The sequence below is a fragment of the Paenarthrobacter aromaticivorans genome (assembly GCF_019038615.1).
Classification (GTDB): domain Bacteria; phylum Actinomycetota; class Actinomycetes; order Actinomycetales; family Micrococcaceae; genus Arthrobacter; species Arthrobacter aromaticivorans.
In genome coordinates, this window is record NZ_JAHOPC010000012.1 from 19,565 (window position 1) to 40,864 (window position 21,300).

The 21,300-nt window shown below is 62.1% G+C and carries 20 protein-coding genes; 7 read left to right on the plus strand and 13 right to left on the minus strand.

The window, feature by feature from the left end:
• Positions 1-3 precede the first annotated feature (3 nt).
• Positions 4-1,251 (minus strand): FAD-dependent oxidoreductase, encoded by a 1,248-nt coding sequence (locus KSW38_RS17475; RefSeq protein WP_216926208.1) that lies wholly within the window; start codon positions 1,249-1,251, stop codon positions 4-6.
• Between the two features lie 106 nt (positions 1,252-1,357).
• Between KSW38_RS17475 and KSW38_RS17480 the strand changes: the two genes are divergently transcribed.
• Positions 1,358-1,831, plus strand: coding sequence for a MarR family transcriptional regulator (locus KSW38_RS17480; protein ID WP_216926209.1), 474 nt, complete (start codon positions 1,358-1,360; stop codon positions 1,829-1,831).
• 208 nt (positions 1,832-2,039) lie between these two features.
• A complete protein-coding gene (locus KSW38_RS17485; protein ID WP_216926210.1) occupies positions 2,040-3,449 on the plus strand; it encodes an MFS transporter in 1,410 nt (469 codons plus the stop codon).
• A 237-nt stretch (positions 3,450-3,686) separates the two neighbouring features.
• Here the strand turns inward: KSW38_RS17485 and KSW38_RS17490 are convergent, their stop codons facing one another.
• From KSW38_RS17490 to KSW38_RS17530, 9 genes are all read right to left on the minus strand, one after another.
• Complete coding sequence (locus KSW38_RS17490) at positions 3,687-4,187, minus strand: methyltransferase family protein (RefSeq protein ID WP_216926211.1); 501 nt, start codon at positions 4,185-4,187, stop codon at positions 3,687-3,689.
• A 39-nt stretch (positions 4,188-4,226) separates the two neighbouring features.
• Positions 4,227-4,511, minus strand: a complete 285-nt coding sequence (locus KSW38_RS17495; protein ID WP_223947262.1) for a hypothetical protein — start codon at positions 4,509-4,511, stop codon at positions 4,227-4,229.
• Between the two features lie 185 nt (positions 4,512-4,696).
• Entirely contained in the window at positions 4,697-7,375 is a 2,679-nt protein-coding gene (locus tag KSW38_RS17500) for a polysaccharide lyase 8 family protein (RefSeq protein WP_216926213.1), read from the minus strand.
• Positions 7,376-7,438: 63 nt separating this feature from the next.
• Positions 7,439-8,452 carry a hydroxyacid dehydrogenase gene (locus KSW38_RS17505; protein ID WP_216926214.1) on the minus strand — a complete coding sequence of 338 codons (1,014 nt, stop codon included), beginning with the start codon at positions 8,450-8,452 and terminating at the stop codon, positions 7,439-7,441.
• Entirely contained in the window at positions 8,449-9,363 is a 915-nt protein-coding gene (locus tag KSW38_RS17510) for a carbohydrate ABC transporter permease (protein WP_216926215.1), read from the minus strand. The genes KSW38_RS17505 and KSW38_RS17510 overlap by 4 nt, the downstream gene beginning before the upstream one ends.
• On the minus strand, positions 9,360-10,307 hold the full coding sequence (locus tag KSW38_RS17515) for a carbohydrate ABC transporter permease (RefSeq protein WP_216926216.1): 948 nt from the start codon (positions 10,305-10,307) through the stop codon (positions 9,360-9,362). The genes KSW38_RS17510 and KSW38_RS17515 overlap by 4 nt, the downstream gene beginning before the upstream one ends.
• A gap of 59 nt (positions 10,308-10,366) precedes the next feature.
• Positions 10,367-11,674 (minus strand): ABC transporter substrate-binding protein, encoded by a 1,308-nt coding sequence (locus tag KSW38_RS17520; RefSeq protein WP_216926217.1) that lies wholly within the window; start codon positions 11,672-11,674, stop codon positions 10,367-10,369.
• A gap of 119 nt (positions 11,675-11,793) precedes the next feature.
• Entirely contained in the window at positions 11,794-12,918 is a 1,125-nt protein-coding gene (locus tag KSW38_RS17525; protein ID WP_216926218.1) for a substrate-binding domain-containing protein, read from the minus strand.
• Between the two features lie 250 nt (positions 12,919-13,168).
• Positions 13,169-14,680, minus strand: coding sequence for an MFS transporter (locus tag KSW38_RS17530; protein ID WP_216926219.1), 1,512 nt, complete (start codon positions 14,678-14,680; stop codon positions 13,169-13,171).
• A 247-nt stretch (positions 14,681-14,927) separates the two neighbouring features.
• On the opposite strand from KSW38_RS17530, the gene KSW38_RS17535 reads away from it, so the two are divergent.
• The 5 genes from KSW38_RS17535 (at position 14,928) to KSW38_RS17555 (ending at position 19,692) form a co-directional block, all read left to right on the plus strand.
• On the plus strand, positions 14,928-16,856 hold the full coding sequence (locus tag KSW38_RS17535; RefSeq protein WP_216926220.1) for a DUF2264 domain-containing protein: 1,929 nt from the start codon (positions 14,928-14,930) through the stop codon (positions 16,854-16,856).
• 131 nt (positions 16,857-16,987) lie between these two features.
• Complete coding sequence (locus KSW38_RS17540; protein WP_216926221.1) at positions 16,988-17,191, plus strand: hypothetical protein; 204 nt, start codon at positions 16,988-16,990, stop codon at positions 17,189-17,191.
• A gap of 93 nt (positions 17,192-17,284) precedes the next feature.
• The gene (locus tag KSW38_RS17545) at positions 17,285-18,088 is read left to right on the plus strand and encodes a DUF1206 domain-containing protein (protein ID WP_216926222.1); all 804 of its coding nucleotides are present in this window, start codon (positions 17,285-17,287) and stop codon (positions 18,086-18,088) included.
• A gap of 87 nt (positions 18,089-18,175) precedes the next feature.
• The gene (locus KSW38_RS17550) at positions 18,176-19,111 is read left to right on the plus strand and encodes an SDR family oxidoreductase (protein WP_216926223.1); all 936 of its coding nucleotides are present in this window, start codon (positions 18,176-18,178) and stop codon (positions 19,109-19,111) included.
• A gap of 26 nt (positions 19,112-19,137) precedes the next feature.
• Positions 19,138-19,692 (plus strand): cysteine hydrolase family protein, encoded by a 555-nt coding sequence (locus KSW38_RS17555; RefSeq protein ID WP_216926224.1) that lies wholly within the window; start codon positions 19,138-19,140, stop codon positions 19,690-19,692.
• Here the strand turns inward: KSW38_RS17555 and KSW38_RS17560 are convergent.
• The 3 genes from KSW38_RS17560 to KSW38_RS17570 all read right to left on the minus strand — a co-directional run bounded on the left by KSW38_RS17560 (position 19,641) and on the right by KSW38_RS17570 (position 21,276).
• A complete protein-coding gene (locus KSW38_RS17560) occupies positions 19,641-20,543 on the minus strand; it encodes an AraC family transcriptional regulator (RefSeq protein ID WP_216926225.1) in 903 nt (300 codons plus the stop codon). The two genes, KSW38_RS17555 and KSW38_RS17560, sit on opposite strands and share 52 nt — an antisense overlap.
• A gap of 207 nt (positions 20,544-20,750) precedes the next feature.
• Complete coding sequence (locus KSW38_RS17565; protein WP_216926226.1) at positions 20,751-21,011, minus strand: hypothetical protein; 261 nt, start codon at positions 21,009-21,011, stop codon at positions 20,751-20,753.
• Positions 21,004-21,276: a GlsB/YeaQ/YmgE family stress response membrane protein gene (locus KSW38_RS17570; protein WP_216926227.1), complete on the minus strand. Its 273-nt coding sequence runs from the start codon at positions 21,274-21,276 to the stop codon at positions 21,004-21,006. Before KSW38_RS17570 ends, KSW38_RS17565 begins: the two co-directional genes overlap by 8 nt.
• Positions 21,277-21,300: the final 24 nt, after the last annotated feature.

Sequence of the window (21,300 nt, forward strand, 5' to 3'; positions counted from 1 at the left end):
TGGTCATCTGTCGGCAAACTCGGGAACAGCATCCCAGTCGATGTGATGGCCGTACAGCCAATCGAAGTTGTCCGCGGCCTTCCGGGCAAGTCCCCTGAAAATGGCACGCATGGCCAGATCCTGGAGCACTCGGGTGAACTGGTTCCTGACCTTGGGTTCAGAATTCCGGCGACCCCAGGCAACCACCGTCTCTGCACGGGGGCGGCGCTCCGCTTCGTAGGCCGCAAACCGGGCAGCGAGGCTAGCTTCTTTGTCGTCGCTTGTGGCTCCCCGAAGGGCACGGCCCAGCGTGACGGCGTCCTCGATTGCCATCGATGCGCCCTGCCCGGACGATGGAGAGGCAGCGTGGGCGGCATCGCCCACCAGGACCATCTTGCCGCTGTGCCAGCGGGGGACGCTCGGGAAATCGAACGTGGAATACGGCTTGATGATATCTTCCGTGGCGCGAATCAGGGCCGCCACCGGTGTTCGGTCTCCAGCCACCAGCCCGGTCAGCCAAGACTTGAGTTCCTCCTGGCCAAGCAAAGCCGGATCAGCACTGGAGCGCTGCAAAGGATTTGCGAACCACCAGATCCTGCCGTCGGGGCTGGGCATGTAGCAGTAGAAGCAGCGCTTGCCGAACACCATCTTCATGCGCCCCGGGGACACGCCGAGATCTACGTCTTTTAGCGCCAAGGCGGCGGTGTTGGCAGGAATGATGCCGCCCGTGTTGAGCAGTGGGATGGTGCGCGGTGCGGGGGAGGCGGGGTCGATCAGCGGCCGCACCGCCGAGCGCAGCCCGTCGGCCCCAACCAGCAGGTCACCGCGGGCGGATGTGCCGTCGTCGAAAACGGCCGTGACGCCGTCGGGCAGTTCCTCGACCTTTATCAAACGCCTGCCATGCTCGATCCTGATCCCACGGCGGAGTGCTTCCTCCCGCAAGAGGGTGTAAAGCTCCGAGCGGGTCATGGTCCGGGCCGTGGTGCCATCAGGGAGGGTGCCGCCAAAATCGAAATCGATCAGGTGGCGACCCGTGCTGCCCAGGTACATGGACATAAGGGGAGTGCTGAAGCCCAGCTGCGCGGCTTGCTCCTTGAGTCCCAGCGTGTCCAGGGCATCGAAACCGTTGACCGCGAGGGTGAGGAAGGCGCCGACTCCGTCAGAAGGCCCATTGTGGGCCTCAAAAACCGTGGCGGAGTGGCCGGCTTTCCGGAGTGAGAGGGCCGTGGAAAGGCCGGCTACGCCGGATCCGATGACAAGACAGTTCAGCATGGGAGCTCCTTGGGAATTTATTTCGTTCGATTAAAAGAAATATAATCCTGAGCTCGGCCCCGGTCAATCGTTTCGGGCAAGCGAAAGACTTTGCTAGCCTCGGAGCATGACGAATAAGGGGCAACGCGAGGCTCTGCTGGAAGCTGTTTATGCCTCGGGCCGGGAGCTGTCCACTGCCGCGATCATGTTCCACACCGCACTATCGGAACTCCGGGGCCTTTCGGCGACGGAGGGCAAGGCCATCGACATCCTGCTGCGGCACGGCCCCATGACGGCGGGTGAGTTCGGGGAACATTCGGGGCTGGCCCCCGCATCCGTCACCGGGCTCATGCAGCGACTCGAAAGCAAAGGCGTGGCCCGGCGGAGCAAGCATGGCGAGGACAAGCGGAAGGTCCTGATCGAGCTCGTCGGTGACCAGGTTGCCGCAGCGGCACCCTACTTCACCGATTTCATGGGCGGCATGGCCGCGCTGCTGGAGGGCTACAGCGACGACGAACTCCGGATCATCGCGGACTACTCAAGCAAGGCCGCGCGCGTCCAGCAGGAGGCGGCCGTTCGGCTGAGTCGGGGAGCTGGCTGAGGCGGCTGTATGGAGGGGCTCGGCTCCGAGATTCCTTGGCCCGGCCATCCCGACCGCGACGACCGGACGGCAACGCATAACGCTCCTTGTGACCTTCTGTGACGGATTCACTCTAATGCGAATGATTCCGGATAGTATTAATGGCAATCCACCAGCCCTTTACACAAGGATCCGTCATGCTTCCCGTCCTCCGAGCCGGCACCAACAAATGAAGCCGACGGCCGCGCTGACCTTGCGCCCAAAACCCACCCGCCGACGTCCCGCGAGGGTTGCGCCAGCGCCGCAACTGCTGCTCGCCAGCCAGCTCATCTTCAACATCGGTTTCTATGCAGTAGTACCTTTCCTTGCGGTAGCTATGCGGAACGACTTTGGTATGGGTGTGATGGCAATCGGCATCGTCCTTGGAGCGCGCACCTTCGCCCAGCAGGGTCTGTTCCTCTTCGGCGGGGCCCTTGCTGACCGGTGGGGAGCCAGGCAATCAATGATCACGGGCTGCCTGGTACGGATCACCGGCTTTCTGGTGCTCGCTTGGGCCGCCGATTTCCCGCTGTTCCTTATTGGTGCCGTTGTCACCGGTATTGGCGGGGCCCTGTTCTCGCCTGCGTTGCAAAGCCTCGTAGCCTCTGCCGCCGAACATGGCACCGTACGGGAAGGGGATCGCCAGGAAGCTACGAGCCATGACGGTAGCGTGCCTAGCAGTGTCGAACGGCACAGCAACAGATCCGCGCTCTTTGCATTGCTGGTGGTCTGCGGCGAGGTAGGCGTGGTGCTCGGTCCGCTGTTGGGTTCCCTACTCCTCAGCACCGGCTTTGATACTGCCCTGCTGACAGGGGCCGCCGTCTTTGCCGTGATGTCCGTGGTCTTTTGGCTATTCCTGCCCAAGGCCCGGCCCCAAGCAGCCAAGACCCCCTCCGACCTGCCTGGCCACCCGTCGGCGGACCTTTGGTCCTGCCTGAGGGAGAAGAGGTTTATCGGGTTCGCCGCCTTCTTCAGCGTCAATCTTCTGGCGACCAACCAGCTGTATTTCGGGCTTCCCGTCGAACTCGAACGAAGCGGGGCCGGTGCAAGCTCCCTGGCTTTAGTCTTTGCCTACGCGTCGATCCTGACCATCACGCTTCAATGGCCAATAGGACGGATCATGCGCAAAGCGGGACCGAAAATCGCGCTAAGCCTTGGCTTTGCCTTCCAATCCCTGGGCTTCGCGTCACTCGCTGCCTGGGCAGTGGTCCCACCGCCCAGCGGGCTTCCGATGCTGCCAGCCATCGTGCTGGTGACGGGCCTCTCCCTCGGCAACATGTGCGTGACACCTATCGCTATGGGATTGGTACTCGAATTTTCCGCCGGACGCCCCACAGGAGCCTACTACGGATTGCTTGCCAGTGCCGGTGGGCTCGCTGTGGTTATCGGCAACACGGCCCTTGCTCCGCTTTATGAACACGCGTACACGCCCTCAATCCCCGCATTAGCTCCCTGGCTCCTTATGTCACTGCTCGGGGCCACAACGGCAGCATTCATCCGCCGCTTCGTACCCAACACCCGGACGAACGCTCCAGTTCACATCGAGCGCCAAGATGCGCGAGAACCGTCGGCTCAGAGGCCTGCCGGGCAAAGATCGTAATCCTTCGGCATGAATCCTCCCCCAATTTATGCCGCCCATCCAGCGGAAGGAACCTTTCCGCTTGCCTGGGCGCCTCGAGACAAACCAGCAAAGCCGACCACGGGCTAGCCCAGGGGATAGCAATTCTGTTGATTGATTCAACAACCCCAGCGCCGCAGGCTTCGACACTCTTGAACTCATCGTAAAAATGCAGGAAGCAGAAGAACCCGGACCTGCCGCCGCCCCAGCCCTGACCTGTCATCCCCGCCAAGGCGTCAGCCGCGGCCACCACCCCGGAACGTTGCGCCGGTACTCGAGGTACTGCCCGCCGTAGGTGTCGGTGAGGGTGGGCTCCTCGTAACCCTTCACGAAAGTGACCACGGCGATGAGGGCTATCGCAGCGTAGATTACGAGCCACCAGCTGCCGCAGAGCAGCGCTTGGCCGAGGATGATCGTGAGCACCGCAATGTACATGGGATTGCGCACGAATCGATAAACCCCGGTGACAACCAGCGACTGGGTCGGCGCAACCGGCGCCGGGGTTCCCCGGTGAAGGGCGAACAGCGCAAATGCGTGGAGCAGGAAAGCTACCCCTAGGGCGATCGCGATCCAGGCGACGGGCGCCACGATCCACGTCGCGCCGTCCCAGTCGTAGAGCCGCCATCCGGAGATGAGCCATGGGATGAGACCCGCCACGATGCCAGGCGCGAGGAAGAGGAAAACAATGGTCCCGATCCACGCGCGCGCTGACTGAGTCATGTCAGTCAGGTTAGTCCTCGGTTTGAGGGCTGGCGCAACTCACGCCGCCAGCCCAGCCCCTGCCAACGCTGGGGCAGGATCTACCCGAACCGGCAATTCGTGCAGCATCGCGTAGCCCTGCAGTTGTTCAAGAGCATCCGGTTCGATCAAGGCGCCCGTAAGGTCCATCTCGACGTCCCTGCCGTCGGCCAGGCTGTTGGTGCGTTGAACGATTGGATATAGCGCGTGGAGATTGGAGGTGGTCACGTGACCGGTTGCTGCGATCTGGATCTGTGCTCCGTCGAGGTCGACTCGAACAACTACAGAGAGCTTCTCGCTGGTCAATATGCTGCCTTTCATCCGTTCGCTGCCACGCTGCAGCCACCCCAGCGTAGGCATCAGATGTGATCTGCGCAACATTGCGACGGCGCGAGTTCGCTACGCGTTCCCCTCACCGGTCATTGTCAGCAGCTTGTGACGTCGCCCCGACAGGGTGGCTGGTACGGGTCCATCCACCCTGTCGGGAGGCGTTAGCTAATGCGCGCGACCAGGCGGGAGGCCAGATCTTGCATTGCGGAGTACGTGGCCGGGTCGAGGTTCTGCTGCGAGCTGGCAATTCGGGCTTTGAAGCCATCGAGGTATTCCTGGCTTTCCCGGCTTTTCCTGTCGGCGTGGGCGAGTTTCTTCAGCCATTTGTCGAGGTCATCGTAGAGCGGTTTGGTGAGTTTGCCGGCGTCGTAATCGCGTAAGAGCCGTTCCCTCACGATGGTGGGGGACAGCACGTATTTGATGCGGGCGGATCGGCTGCTGCCTGCGGCGTTGGCAACGTCTACGGAGATGCGTGTTGCGCTTCCGTTTTTGGTGATGGTGACGCCGTCGTCGGCCGATACCGTTTCTGCCCCGGTGATGTCCAGATCGAGGACGACGGTGCTGGCCAGCTGGGTTGGGTCGCTGACGGAAAGGCGCAATTCCGTGTCCGTTTCTTCAACGATGACCGCGCACGGCTGCTGCGCGGTGATGAATGACGTGGTGCCCGCGGTGAAGAAGGCTACTCCGAGCTTTCCAAAGGTTTCATGGCGTGCGGCGTGCACGGTCGCGGACCGCTCAACCACCCGGATGGGCAATTTTTGGGCGTAGGCACGGGTTTGTTCGGCCGTTGCCTTGGGCAGGAGGACGTAGCCATAGTGGTCTGCTCCTGCCGTTCCGTGTTCGAGCCAGAAGGTGGCGAACGTGTTGGTGAATGATGCGGAGGTTCGGTTGGGGCTGATATCGGAGAGTTTGCCGGTTCGTTCTTCCCGCAGGACGTTTAGCGTGGTGGGCTCGGTGAGGACGTAGCCCGCTGCATTGCCCAGGTGCGCCCACGTGGCGCTCGTCTGTTTGATGGGACCGTTGGTGGTGAGTGCTTGCCCGTCGATGGTGATGGTTGCGCTGGAGCCGGTTCGACGGTTTTCGATGATTGTCTCGAGTGTCCGGCCTGGGTCCCCGGTGATACCGTCGCCCAGGCAAAGGATCTCGTCGCCGAAGAAGAACCAGGATTTCCGGCATTGCAGTGTGGAGGGGGATTCTGCCTTCAGCCGTAAACCGGCGAGGCCCCAGTTTGAGTCTGCAACGCCTCCGGCCCAGTAATCAGGGTTGTGATATTCGGCGCGCCACGGAACCGTGACCCGTGTGCGGGTTACGGTGTCGATCGTGGTTCCGGGGATCCGGTAGGGGTCCACCGTGAACCAGTATCCGTTGCCGAATTGAGTGGGGTCGTCAGTGTAAAGGTAGAGGGCGCCGTCGGCGGTGTACCAGCCGGCCAGATTTTCATTGTTGCCGGTTTCGTAGTTGGAGATGCGAGGGGAGTTCATGGCTACGGCGGCTGCGAACGTTTCATTGCGGTGCAGGACCCTGTCCATGGATCCGAAAACATGGGTGGTGACCAGTGGTCCGCGGGGTGCCACGGCCGCGTCGTTGACGAGTGCCCGTGCCATGCTGAAGGCCGCCAGGGTGAAGCCAGCCATTGGGTCATCGCCCTTGTCGCCGGTGAGTTCCTGCTTGAGCACGGCAGCGAGCCGACTGCGTTGGTCTCCTGTAGTCGTGTCCAGCAGCGGCAGTGCAGCGGCCAGGACGCCGTGTCCGGCACCGTGGTCGCCGTCGGGAGAGAAAGCGACGTTCCGGCCCCGGACGGTGTCCATCATGAGTCCGTTCCACATGAAGGGTTCAAAGGAATCGTGGATCCAGTCATAAATGATGTTCGTATCAATGGAGGCACCCAAGGGAACGGTTCTGAGGATGGTGGCCACCATGGACGTCAGAAGGCTCGCCCCGTAGCCTCCGACGTAGGGGAACTGGCCGTGTTGGATGAATGAACCGTCCGGATAGAAGCCGTCATAGCTGAAGAAGGCTGCTTCATCCTTGTTGCCGTCGATCGTGCCCACCGCGACGCCCGCTGGCTTTGCGTAGGTCATGAGTGAAGACAGGCTGTGCAGCGCTGCCGTGACCGTGGGCATGTCACCGGATAGTACGCCACGGCCGCTGAATCCATCTGCGACCAAGGCCAGGTTGGCGGCGGCGGCCTCTGTGCCGGTAGTCGGCATTTGGGGTACGTAGTGCGCCTCTGCGGCCACGTAGGAGCTGATCTGTTCGGGCGAGAGTTGATCGAAGAGCAGGACCACGGCGTCATTGATGGCTTGGGGCGTGGCGATCTTCCACTCGTACCAGTTGTCGTATGCGGTTCCGCTGGTGGTGTAGGCATTGGTGCACAGCCAATCAAGACCGTTCACGATTGTCGCGGCCAGCCCGGTGTCGTGATACGTAGAGGATCCGGTTGCTGCCCAGGCCATGGCCATATCGCGGAGTCGGCGGGCGGTGTTGGTGACGTTCGAGGATTTGATACCCAGAGGCAGGTCCGCCCACAAGGATGTGCGGCCCGATGCGGTATTCATGGAGGTCTGCCATTTCCGGCCGGTGGTAGCTATAGCCGTCAGCCGGGATGCGAAGGCTGGATCGGCGGGGTCGTAGCCACCGCCCATCAGGGCCTTTTGCCAGGCTTGGCGGGCGGCAATGAAGAGGTCATCCGCCGCGGATGCGCGTGGTGCTGTCAGTGGGAGAGTTCCGAGCACAGCCGCAGCGACGGCGCCGAACTGCAGCAAGGTCCTACGGTTCAGGACTATCGGGGTTGCCCGGCGGGTGTTCTTAGGGGCGGTTGAATTCGTGGTGTGTTCCATTGATTCGCCTTCGATGTAATGGGGAATGACACATGTCACGGACTTGGTATGTGGTGAGGCGGCCTACGCCGTGATTGCGAGATCTTCGGCTTTCAGTTGGTAGGCGAGGGGCACGCCGCGGGATAGCCGGAGTGCTTCCTGCACGGCGCTCGCTGCCATGCGTTCGAGCTCGGTGCCCAGCGACCCCGCCACGTGTGGGGTGAGCAGCACGTTGGGGTGTGAGTAAAACCGGGACTCTGCCGGTAACACCCAGGGCGTGGTGACGTCCAGGATGGCATAAAGGTCACCCTTTTCCACTCGCGCAAGAAGTGCTTCCTGGTCCACCAGCTCACCTCGCGAGGTGTTGATGAACGTGGCTCCCGGCCGCATCCGTTCGATCAGTCCTGCATCAATGAGGTTCTTCGTGGAGGGGAGCGACGGCGCGTGGAGGCTCACGACGTCGCTACTCGCCACGAGCTCGTCCAGGCTGAGGAGCCCGACGCCGAGTGCAGAGGCCTCCGAGGCGCTGAGGTATGGGTCGGCGACCACCACTTCCAGCTCGTAGCCAGCCAAGAGGCGAATGACGTGCCGGCCAATCTTTGAGGCTCCAATGATGCCGACCCGCTTGCGGTAGTTGCCCATGTCTGGAAAGAGCTGCTCCGCAGGTACTGCCGTCCGGGTGGAGTGCAGGGCCTGGGCGATTTGGAGCACTTTCTTGTTGGCCAGGACGATCATTGCAACTGTGTACTCGGCAACGGGGATGGCGTTGGCATCAGCGGCGGAGCTGATCTGGATGCCGCGTTCCCAGCAGGCGTCTCCAATGTGGTGTTTCACGGTGCCTGCAGCGTGAAGGACATAGCGGAGGCGGGGTGCGGCATCCAGGACCGCGTCGTCGATCATCGGACATCCCCAGCCAGTAATGAGGACGTCCGCTTCCACCAGGACAGCCCGGCCTTCCGGTGAGTGGAAGTCCTCAATCGGGTCATGACTGAGAAGGTTCAACGAACGCTCCAACGGATCAAGGCTGGTCGGCGGAAAGACAGTGCGTGCTGTGCTGGCGGGCATCGCCAGGGCCACGTTCAGGGAGTTGGTGCTCATTTGACGCTTCCCGCGCTGAGTCCTGACTTCCAGAACCGCTGCAACATAACGAAGGCAAGCAGGAGCGGGACAATCGAGAGCAGCGACCCCGTGATGACCATGGGCGTAAATTCCGGCTGTGGCACGGAGTAGCCCTGCCAGATCGAGATACCGACACTGACGGGCAGCAATTTCTGGTCTTGGAGCATCACCAAGGGGAGCATGAAGTTGTTCCACACTCCCACGAACTGGAACAGGGCAATGGTTACGTAGCCGGGCATCATCATCGGCAGCCCGAGGGAGAAGAATGAACGGATCGGACCCGCGCCGTCCACACGGGCGGCTTCCAGGGTCTCGCCAGGGACGTAGGCGGCCGAGTACACCCGGGCCAGATACACCCCGAACGGGTTGCAGAGCACCGGGATGAGGATGGCCCAAACGGTGTTGGTGATGCCGAACACCGAAGCCAACAAATACATGGGCAAAACGGTGGCGGTGTTGGGGATAAGGACGCCTACCAGGACCACTCCGAAGAAGGAATCCTTGCCGCGGAACTGGAACTTGTCGAACGCGTAGCCTGCCATGACGGAGATGAGCCCGCCGAAGACCGCCCCGAACGCGGCGTAGAACATCGAGTTCGCCATCCAGCGCAGGAACACGCCGCCGTCCTGCCCCAGAACGGCAGCTACGTTGTCAAGGAAGGCGGGTTGGCCGAACGCGTACGCTCCGGTGCCATACAGGTCAGCGGTGTTCTTGGTTGAGGCGATGAAGAGCCACAGGACGGGCAGGACCATGTACGCGCAGCCAATGACCAGCAGTGCGTTGACGGTGAAGGTGCCGGTGAACCTGCGGCTGCGTTTGGCGTTCCGGCGTTCTGATGCCGTTGTCTGCGGTGGCGTGGCGTGTTGTCTGGGCATGGTACTGGTGCTCATGCTTTGTTCATCCTTGAGCTGAAGCGGGTCACGGCCCAGGACAGCACGGCGGCCAGGAGCGCGATAATGATGGACACTGCCGCGGCCTGGTTGAGGTTATGCCTGTTGAATGCGGCGTCGTAGGCCCACATGTTCGGAACCCAGGTGCTGGTGACGGAGGCGGTGGCTTTGCCGATAATGGATGGTTCGGTGAAGAGCTGAAGTGTGCCGATAACCGTGAAGAGCATGATGACGCTCAGGGCCGGAAGTATCAGCGGCAGCTTGATGCTGATGGCGGCACGGATTTCGCCGGCGCCGTCTACCCGTGCTGCTTCCAAAACCTCGCGGGACACAGCCTGCAGCGCCGTGAAGAGAATGATGACGTTGTAGCCGGTCCACTCCCACACGGAGATGTTGACGATGGAGGGAAGGATCATGTGGTTGTCCAGGAAATTCAGCGAGATCCCGCCTGATTCCAGGACCGACACGATCGGGCTAACCCCCGGCGTGTAGAGGTAGGCCCAGATCAGGGCCGCGATGACACCGGGCACTGCGTGGGGGAGAAAGACAAGGAGCTGGAAGAGCTTCCTGGCACGAGCGACGCCGGCGTCCAGCAAGAGCGCGAACGCCAAGGCGCCGCCCATCATGCAAGGTATATAAATCAGACAGTAGAGGGCGAGTCTGCCGATGCCGCCCACGAAGCTTTCGGATTGCAGGACCTGCAGGTAGTTCTCCAGACCGACGAACGAGGTCTTGGCCTCGCCGAAGCCAAGACCGGACTTCTGCTGGGCGAAGAAGCTCAGCACAATTGAGTAAACGACGGGCGCCACCATTGCGAGGGTGAAGACTGCGAAGAAGGGCGTGAGGAACAGCGCCGCCGTGCGGCCGCCCGTTCCGGACATTGAGCGTTGCTTGCGGGCACTTTGGCGGGCCCCGGCGTTTGCGGTGGTTTCTTGGGTGACCATGATTCATCTCCTCGGGCGGGGTGGCTCCGGGATCCCCGAAACCACCCCGTCGTAGGGCCCTACTCCTTGACGGAGAGGCCGTTCTGCTTGAGTCCGGCCACTGTTGCGGTTTGTGCTGTGTCAACGGCCTCCGTGATCTTGCCGCCGGTGGTCAGCTTGCCGTATGCGTCCTTGAGGGCCGTGTTGGTAATGTCCCAGTTCGGTCCCCACTGCCAACCGGGCGTGATGGTGGAGTAGGCCTTATCAAAGACCGAGTAGATGTCGTTACCGAAGTAGCTCGCGTCGTAGGCCTGCTGGGCTACAGGTGTGAGCCCGGGGAAGGCCAGGAACGCGGACCCGGTGTTGCCGCGTGCCTTGATGGCATCGGAATTGGTGGCGAGGTATTCGATGAACTTGGCCGCCGCGGCGGGGTTCTTGCTGCTCTTGGTGATATTGAACGTGGAACCGCCGTAGAAAGCGTCCGAAGGCGTTCCCCAGTTGGGAACCTCAGCCGCGATCCACTGGCCCTTTTGCCCGCTGGCTTCGGTACGCTTCTGAATTCCTGTTGCGCTCCAGTTCGCGCCCAGGACACCGACGACGGCGCCACTGGCCAAATCTGCGCTCCATTCGTCGCTGAAGGATTGCTGGACCTTGACGATCTTCTGGTCAATCAGCTTCTGCCAGTAGCTGGCGACCTTCTGGGTTGGGTCGTCGTTCACTCCGATCTTCCAGCTCTCCCCGTCGGTGCCGAACCACTTGGCCCCTGCCTGCCACGCCAAGGCGCCGGTCAGCGAAGCTTCGTTAGGGTTGAAGCTGGCCAGGAAGGAATCCGGAGCGATCGCCTTGAACTTCTTGCCCGCCTGTTCGAACTCATCCCATGTCTTCGGAACGCCTACACCGGCCTTGTCCAGCATGTCCTTGCGGTACCACATGATCATCGGGGCAGCATCGTAAGGCAGGGCGAAGGTCTTATCGCCGAACTGCACCAGGGACTTGGTTTCGTCCTTGAGCTTGTCCACTGTGGCGGACTTGTTGATCAAACCATCAAGTGGCTGGAGCTGGCCGTTGCTGACAAATTGCGGCAATTGCGGATATTCAATCGTTGCGACATCCGGTCCATTGCCTGCCGTGACGGCGGTGGAGAGCTTGGCGTAACCGCCTCCGGAACCGTTGGGCACCGTCTCGAAGTTGACCTTGATCTTGCTCTGGCTGGCATTGAACGCGGCAGCAACCTTGTCCATCCCGGCCAACGGGGACCAGAACGTGATGGTCCCTGAAGGGTCTTCAGTCGGCGTTGGCGTGGCTGCCGTCGTGCTGCCACAGCCGGTAACGAGGGCAGCGCTGGCCATCAGGCTTACCGCTCCAAGCAGAAGCTTGCGACGCTTCATTCTGTTCTCCTTTGAAGTTCACGATGCGAAGTCGGGGTGTGCTCTACGGCACATTTGACTAATCACCATTGAAATCGCCACATATGAACAAATTCAACGAAGTGAACAGGAGTGAACATTCAGGTTTGGGTCGAGTCCCGGACCATCAGCGTCGGAGACAAGTTCACGCGCTGCAGCGCAGAGGTGCTCCCGCGTCTTGCGCCAATCCGATTCAGGCACATCACCATCGCCTGATGCCCGACGTCGTACTTCGGAGGCGCCACGGCCGTCAACGGAACGGCCCCCAGGGCGGCGATTTCGTCGTCGTACGCAATGATCGCAAAGTCCTCAGGGACGCGAAGCTGCCGCTCTTGGCAAGCGCTGGCAAACTGGAGGGCGTCCTCATCGCTGTGGACTATCGCGGCCGTGATCCGGGTTTCGGTGCACCAGTCCAGGATTCCGTCAACCACCAGCCGGTGGGCCTTCGGATCGTTCTGCGCCCGGGACATCGTGCGAACCATGGAGTCCCGGTTAGGATCCGAGGCGCCGTGAGTATGCGCGGCCCGCTCCATGGCTCGACGGTAGCCGTCAATCAGCTGCGACGCCGTCGGGCTGTTCTCGCGCAGGCACAACGCGATCTTCCGGTGGCCGAGACCCAGCAGATGCTTAACGGCGATCTCTGCCCCGCGCGCATGATCACTCCGCACGGCTTCGAGCGTTCCGTGATCCAGGGCGTTATCAATGGAGCGCTCGACGACGATCACCGGCACCTCAGCTGCGGCCAGCAGGTCCAGCGTTTCTGTGCCAGCCAACGACTCCTCGCTCGGCGTGACCAGGATCCCGTCCACCCCATGTTCATAAAGGCGGCGGAGCTGACGGCGTTCCTCCTCGCCCGAGTAGTTGGATACACCAAGTACCAATCGCACACCCGCTTCTTGGGCGGCGGCCTCGGCGCCGCGGATCACTCCCGGGAAGTAGTACGACGCCGACGGAACGATCATCCCGATCGTCGCCCAAGGCCGCCTCCCGCCCGGTTGCCAGGAGGCGGAATGCTGTACAGTCGCGCCGCTTCCGGTTGTTCGGCCCCCGGCAGGAACGGCTCCCCCATGCACCCGTTCGAGCAACCCCCGCTCAGCAAGTATCGCGAGATCCCGCCGTACTGTCATGCCGGAGGCTCCAAGCTTGGCCGCAAATTCGGCAGCATTCAGGGAACCGTGAAGGGCTAATTCCCTCAGGATGAGCTGTTGACGATCCTCGGACAGCATGTAGGTCCCCGCCTATCAAGTTCATTTGTGTTCAGTTTGTTCATTATGAACTATAGGCACTGGAACATTTCGGCGGAGTTCCTTCAGGGGGCCATGGATGACATCTTGGCGCGCTTTCAGGCCGCACGGCCCAAGCTCTGCTCGACGTCGTGCGCGGAGTAGCTGGCCGTACCGCGCCGCTCAACGGGCGGCGCTTCTGACCGTCCTTCGTACCGTCAACACAAGCGTTAGGGGTTGTTCGGCCCGGTGCTCACATCGCCGTCGGCCTGTTCGGGCGGTTCTCGTGGGCCGCCTGGGCGGCTTCGTAGCTGCTGTCGAACGGGAGCGTATCCATCTCCAGCAGCGGGTTGTGATCCTGCGTCTTTACCAGCTCGCGGGCGGCTGCCTCGGAGTCCACGCTGGGCATTGAGCCGGGAAGGTGCCGTTTGGCGGACTCCGGCAGGAAGTAGATAGCAACGGCCGCGATGACCGACGTCGCCATGAGGTAGAACGCCGGCATCAGGTCGTTGCCTGTCGCCTGGATGAGCGAGGCAATGATGAACGGTGCGGTGCCGCCGAAAATCGCCACGGCGAAGTTGTAGGCGATGCCCATGGCAGAGTAGCGGTGCGCAGTGGGGAACAGTGCCGGCAGCGCCGACGCGAGGATGGAAACGAAGAACGCCACCGGAAACGCGACCATGGCCAGGCCCGCGAGCGTGGCAGGAACGGTTCCGATCGATATGAGCAGGAAAGCGGGAAGCGCCAGGACAACGGTGCTGATGGCCCCGATCCAGAGCACTGGGCGGCGGCCAATCCTGTCCGAGAGGCGTCCCGTAAGCGGGATGCACAGCGACATGACCACCAACACAGGAACGGTCAGCAGCGTTCCGTGGATCTCGTCGTACCCCTTGTTGGTGGTCAGGTAGGTGGGCATGTAGGACGTGAGCGCATAACCCACAGTGTTGCCCGCGGCCACGAGGATCATGGCCAGCACGATGTGGCGCCAGTGATCGCGGAAGATCCCCACCGGTCCGACGGGGCGGAGCTCGTCGCCGGTCTCGTGATGCTGGGCAGCCACGGCCTCTGCCTCCTGTGTGGCCTTGAAAGCGGGCGACTCCTCGATCTTCATGCGGAAGTAGATGGCCACGATGCCCAGCGGCCCTGCGATCAGGAACGGGATGCGCCAGCCCCATTCCTCCATCTGTCCCTGACCCAGGATCAGCTGGAGCGCGGACACCAGTGCGGCGCCCAGTGCGAATCCCAGGTAGCTGCCCATGTCCAGGAAGCTGACGAAGAAGCCGCGGCGGCGGTCCGGTGCGTGCTCGCATACGAACGTGGTGGCGCCGGAATACTCGCCCCCCGTGGAGAAGCCCTGGACCAGCTTCGTGACCACGAGCAGGACCGCGGCCCAGATGCCCAGCACCGCGTACCCAGGAAGCAGGCCGACGACGAACGTCGCGCCGGCCATCATCATCAGGGTCATGGCCAGGACCTTCTGCCGGCCGATCTTGTCGCCCAGCCAGCCGAAGAAGATCCCGCCCAGCGGCCGGGCGATAAACGTAGCACCGAAGGTTCCCAGCAGGAACAGGTTCTGCACAGCCCTGTCCGCCTCCGGCAGGAACACCGGCCCCATTGTGGTGATCAAATAGCCGAACACGCCAACGTCGTACCACTCCATCGTGTTACCCACGATGGTGCCCCCAAGCGCCTTCCGCAGAGTGCGGTGATCGACGACGTTGACGTCGGACACCCGCAACCTCCGCTGCAGATTGTGCTCTGTCATGGCTCGGTCACCGCCTGTTTTGGGTGGGCACGCGCCGCCAGTTCGCCGGCATCCCCGTGTGGTGGAGGCCCAACTCTTCGATCATCTTCCCACTGGCCAACTGGTACAACAACGAAAATCGCAGCCGACTCAAACGCCACGGGCTGCTGTTGCCCAGCCTGCGTTCAGTTTTGTTCGCCTTGCCCCACGGCGGTATTCAATGGCTTACGGTTAGGGCTCTTGGAGACAGCACACCCGCAGGAGACCCATGGCCACCGGCTTCACCATGCCCGCCCCGGATTACGAGCTCAGCCCCATCACCGGATGGACGCGGGATCACTGGGTCGCTTTCGCGGATCAGCAGCTTCTCGCGGTGCGCCCCTACTTCTCCGCGCAGAAGGCGCTGATCCGGCTGAGCGGCCGCCCGTCGTCGTCGGGTGTTTTGTCCGACGGCATGGAGGGGTTCGCGCGCACCTTCATGCTGGCCGCCTTCCGTGTGGCGGGGGAGCAGGGCAACGATCCGCACGGCCATCTTGACCTGTACAGGACGGGCCTCCTTGAGGGTACGCGGCCGGGTAGTCCTGAAGCGTGGCTGCCCATTCGCGACCGCTCCCAGCCCATGGTGGAAGCCGCATCCATTGCGCTGGGCCTGCAGCTGACCAAACCTTGGCTGTGGGACACACTGTCCGGGGACGAGCGGGCCCAGGTGGCCGAGTGGCTGCAGGGTTCCTCGCGGAGCACCTGCGTGGACAACAATTGGGTGCTCTTCCAGGTCCTGATCGCCGAGTTCCTGGCTGGCGCCGGGTTCGAGCACAACGCAGCCCAGATCGAACATGGACTGAAGCGGCTTGACGACTGGTACGTCGGCGATGGGTGGTACCGGGACGGGGACAATGACGGCACGGGCGATTTCTTCGACTACTACTGCGGCTGGGCGCTTCATCTTTATCCCGTGTTGTGGTGTGGGTTCGCGGCCAACCGGCACCCTGAAGCCCAAGCCAGGTCCAAGGTCTACCGGGCCCGTCTCGCCGCGTTCATGGACGATCATGTGCGTTTCTTCGGCGGGAACGGCGCCCCGGTTTTCCAGGGCCGCTCGCTGATTTACCGCTACGCCGCTGTGGCTCCGGTGTTCCTAGGGGAGGCAATCGGAGCGACGCCCCTCAGCCCCGGACAGAGCCGCCGGATCGCCAGCGGTGCCGCAAAGTACTTCCTCGACGGCGGCGCTTACGACGACGGCCTGCCGTCACTTGGGTGGCTTAGCGCTTTTGAGCCGATGACCCAGGGATACTCCGGCCCGGCGTCGCCGTACTGGACCTCCAAGGCGTTCGTGGGACTTCTCCTCCCCGCCGACCATCCGGTGTGGACCGCCGTCGAACAGCCTTCGCCCCGGGAGTGCATGGACGCCGTGCAACACGCAGAAGGCCCGAACTACCTGCTCCACTCCACCTCTGTGGACGGTATCGCCCGCGTGCTCAACCACGGCAGTGACAAGTACTACGCGCCTGGACCGGACGACCCCCATTACCGCCGCCTGGCCTATTCGAGCCACACCGCGCCGCTCTTCACCGAGGACCCCGTGGACAACCACTTCGCCGTCGTGGATGCGCAGGGAACGCCCAGCCGTCGCGCGAGGATTCACCGGCTCGAGTCCGGGCAGCTTAAAGCCGGGCAACACCAGGCAGCTAGCTGGCATGCGCCGGTCTGGAACGACGTGGAGGATCCCGCCGATTCACGCTGGCGGGTGGCAACAGCGACAGCTGCTGCCAGTGGATATGAGCTCAGGGTCCACGTGGTTGAGACGCCTAACATGGGCGAGGCCGACCCAGGGCTGGTACCGTCCAGGCTGCGCGTCCGCGACGGCGGATATGCGCTCGCAGATACCCGGCCGCCTGAGCTGCATGACGATGTTCTTGGAGTCGGCGGACTTCACACAGGCATCTGGCCGTTGTACGGCTACTCCGGAAGCGGGACTTTCCGCGCCGAGGGTGTATCGCCCTTCGGCCAGCACGCTGCTTGTGGATGCTTGGAAGGCCGTTTGGCAGGAGGGCGCAGCATCTTCGCCTCCTTGGTGTACCTGGGAGGCGAGGCGCCCGCAGCGGTTCCTACCGCCGTCGTGATTGACGACGACGGGGCCCGTGTAAGGGGGCACGTTACCCTGTCGACGGGCCAACAACTGGAGGTCATTTTCGACTTCTGAACCTGCCTTCCCAGCCGCGTGGATTCTTGAGCGAATCTTGAGATGACCCGGCGTCCTTCTTGAGGGCCCCGTCCCATGGTTGAACTATCAGCCAATGGAGTTGATGGGAACTCTCCGGAAGGACCACCGAAATGCCTGACCAGATCGCAGCTACGTCACTGAATACCGGAGCGGCCCACGTGAAGTCCGAGCCCCTTGCGGGTACCGGGGAGGCTGGCGGCCATGGGGGCGAAATCCCCGGCCAGGCCCATGCCGTCACCACCGTCCGCGAGCACTTCAACCCTTTGGGTGTGGGGCTTCGGAGTATCTGGCCGCAGTCGGTGTGTGGTTTCTAGCAAGCCACCTGCGCCCCGTGGTCTTGTACTCGTTCGAGTGGCACCATGGTGACAAGTCACAAAACAATAAGGAGGCTTGTCATCAAAGAGGAGATGAAGAAGGCCGCTGATGCGGCCGAGGAAGCCTCAAACTCACCCGCCCTGGCTGTTTTTGCGAGGGCTGGATACGCCGTCAGCGGGCTCCTGCACATACTCATCGGGGTCATTGCGTTTCAGCTCGCCTTTGGGCGCGGTGGTGAAGCCGACGTCAGTGGCGCTGTTGCCCAACTGGCCGCACAACCGGTGGGTCCCATCCTGCTCTGGGCGTGCTTCGGCGCATGCGCTGCCTTGGCCTTGTGGCAATTGGGCAACGCAACCTTCGGCTACCGCAAGGCCTCAGACAACAAGCTTTCCAAGCGGCTTTCCGCCGTGGGCCAGGCAATAGTGTTTGCCGGGCTGGCTGCCACCATCCTGTCCTTCACCATGGGTCGGGGGAAAAACAGTCGGGAATCTGCCAGCGATGTAACTGTGACGCTCATGAAAGCGCCGTTCGGGATAGTCCTGCTTGTTGCACTTGGCGCAGGCATCATGATCACCGGCGTGGTGTTCGTCGTCCGGGGCGTGATGCGGACCTTCGAAAAGGACCTCGCGCTGTCCTACAAGGAACCAACACGGAAGTTCCAATCGGGTGTTGGCGTCGTGGGCTATATCACCAAGGGCATAGCACTGTTGCTCGTAGGCCTGTTGGTGGTCATCGCGGCGGTTCGCGTTCAGCCCGAGCAATCCACAGGTCTTGATGGAAGCCTGCGTGCTTTGCGGGAGCAACCGTATGGTCCGTACCTTCTAGCGGCCGTTGCCGTGGGCCTGATCGCCTACGGACTGTTCCTCATGGTGAAGGCCAAAACGCTCCGGACCTAGCCCGTGCGTTTAGAGTCCAATGTGCCTGGGTACAGCCAACGGTAGCGTCGCAAGCCGGGAATCAGACATCTGAGAAAGGCCAGAACCATGACTCAATCCGACCCAAACCACAATGGCCAGCAAGCAAACGGCGATCATCGCCTCACCTCGGCCCCCAAGGATCCCCGCAGCGGATATCACTCCGACGAATTTCCCCAGCAGGAACAAGAACAGCCCGGCCTGACCAAACCGTTGAACCCCCAGCCCGATCATGGCGAATCCAGCTATGTGGGGCACGGCCGCCTGCAGGGCAAGAAAGCCTTGATCACCGGCGGTGATTCGGGCATCGGTGCCGCTGTAGCGATCGCGTATGCCCGCGAAGGTGCGGATGTGGCCATTAGCTATCTTCCGGAGGAAGAAGAAGACGCGAAGTCGACGGCGGAATGGATCCGTGAGTGCGGGGCCCAGGCACTGTTGCTGCCCGGCGACGCGCGCGACGAAAAGTTTGCGGCTGAGATTGTGGAGCGAACCGTGCAGGAGCTCGGCGGCCTCAACGTGGTGGTCCTGAACGCCGCGTATCAAAAGAATCGCGAGGGTTTGGAGACCATTCCTACAGAGGAATTCGATCGGGTCTTCAAGACCAACCTGTACTCGTTGATCTGGACAGCACAAGCTGCGATTCCGCACCTTCGCCCGGGGGCGTCGATCATCGTCACGGCATCTATCCAGGCCTTTAATCCTTCCGCCCAACTTGTGGACTATGCCATGACCAAGGCCGCGCAAGTGGCGTTCACCAAAGCCATGGCAGAGGAACTGGGGCCCAAAGGAATCCGTGTCAACGCCGTGGCCCCCGGCCCGATCTGGACGCCGTTGATCCCGGCCACCGAGTGGCCGGACAAGCTTCCCACATTCGGCCAGGACACTCCGCTGGGCCGTGCCGGACAACCTGCTGAGCTGGCACCGGCGTATGTGCTCCTCGCATCTGACGAAGGCTCCTATATCTCGGGCGCTGTACTTCCGGTGACCGGCGGCAAGGGTCTCTGAGCCAGGACAGGAAAGGGGATGCGCGCATGATTGCTGTGCTGGTAATCGACATGCAGAACGCCTTTTTTGAGGAACCGGCCCTGAAGCGGCGTCAGGAAGAAGTTGTTGCTGCCTGCAATTCATTGACCAGCGCGGCGCGGGAGGCAGGGGCAAACGTGCTCCTGGTTGGTACCCAGCATGAGCGGGATAAGTCCACGTGGAGCCTGAACATGCTGGACGATGACCAAGGCTTCATCTTCAGGGGAAGCGAACAGGCCAACTTCGTTCCTGGCCTGGTGACCGCCGACTTCCCGCAGATGGTCAAAACCCGCGACAGCGCGTTCTTTGGCACGGACTTGGGGATGCGCCTCAGGAACTGGGATGTGGAAACTGTCATTCTGGCCGGAGTCTCGGCCCACAACTGCGTTGCCCAGACTGCTGCTGATGCTTTCGCCCATAACATCCGGGTCATTTATGCAGCTGAAGCCCTGGCAACGGAGAACCCGGAGTCTGCCGAGGCAGTCCTCCGGGTTCTTACCCGTGAATATCGTCAGAGGGTCTTGCCGCTTGACGAGGTGCTGAAACTCTTGAAGGGCCCCTGACTGGACTCAATGGGGATCCAGAGTTGCCCGCTCCCGTGGGTGCCATCCGCGTCCGGCCTGACGCTAAGGAGTTCGGGGCCGCGTGCCCAAAAGTAAGGGTTGGCCGGGAACCATTCAGTAGCCGCGTCCGCCCACATGCGCTGCAGGGCATCCGGGAATTTTCCTTCGGTTTCGAACACCACCCATTGGCCGGCGGGAATGTCCAGGCTCTCGAAACCTTCTGGAGCGGGCTGGGTTGAGGCCACCGCGTGCCAATAGTCCAGTTCACTGCCCTCCCTGCGCTCTTCGTCGATCTTGTCCGTTACGGACAGGAGCCCGGATGGCTCGGTGTCCGCCATCGCCATCAGCCGCTTCGTGGCATCCGGGTCAATGCTGCGATGAAACTCGATGATTGCAGGGTTCGGACCTTCGTGGACCAGCGGAACGCGGACTTTGAGGCCAATCAGGCGGAAAGCCTCCTTGTTGACTATTCGGTGCTTCATGACGGTATTCCCTTCAATACGGAGGTGGAACCTCAACTGAGGCTGGGAATGGAGGACTGCGCCAGGTTGCCGAGCTTCTGAGGGGGTCAGCCCATGCATCGCCTTAAAAGCACGCGCGAACGCCTCTGGGGATCCATATCCGTAGCGGAGGGCAACATCCAGCACCGTTGCGCCGGCGATGATTTCCGCGGTGGCGGACGTAAGGCGGCGTCGACGGATGTACTCCGAAATCGGAATGCCGGCCAAGGAGGCAAACATCCTCCTGAAGTGGTATTCCGACGTCAATGCCGTTCGAGCCAACGTGCTGACCTCGACCGCTTCAGTAAGGTCCTGTTCGATGAGCTCAAGCGCCCGCGTCCATTCCTGCACTGTTCCTCCCTTCATTCCTGACCATCACGCTACGGTGACGGCTCAGCCGCTGCCCCGACTATCCATGCCCGAAAATATCAGCCCCGTGAATTTCCGCCCCGCGCCAATTCATTTCGCAACCCCAGGAGTGGGCAAAGCAAGAACCCGGAGGCTGCAACTGCAGTCTCCGGGTTCTTGTGTATTCAGGACCCTGCGGATACCTGACTGTTAAGGGTGTCCTGAGCCGGAAGCTTCGTCATCCGGCTCGGACGAGAACGGCCTGTCCGCGGGCGTGTCCTCCGTATTGTGCTCGTCGAGCTCCGCGTCCGCAGAGGGGACCGTCTTCTCGGCGTAGTCGCCTGCGGTGTAATCCCCGCCGGCGTCTTCTTTCAGGGCCTCGGGCGATGCCCCGGCAGCGCCGTAATCACCTTCTGCGTACTGACCCTCAAGGTCGTCCTGGTTGGTGTTGGGTGTGGTTTCGTCAGCCATGGTGGGCCCGGCGTCCTCCTGTGGCCAGGCCGTAAATCAGCAGGACGATGATGGATCCGCCGATGGCCAGGAGCCACGTTCGAATGGCGAAGAATTCTGTCAGGCCCTCGCCGAAGATCAGGCCGCCGATCCAGCCACCCAACAGGGCGCCAACGACGCCCAGCAGCAAGGTAACAAACCAGCCGCCTCCCTGGCGTCCCGGAAGAATAAGCTTTGCGATAGCCCCAGCCAAAAGGCCGAGCAAAAGAAAACCAAAGAAACCCATTTTTGCTCCTACTTTCTTGTTGAT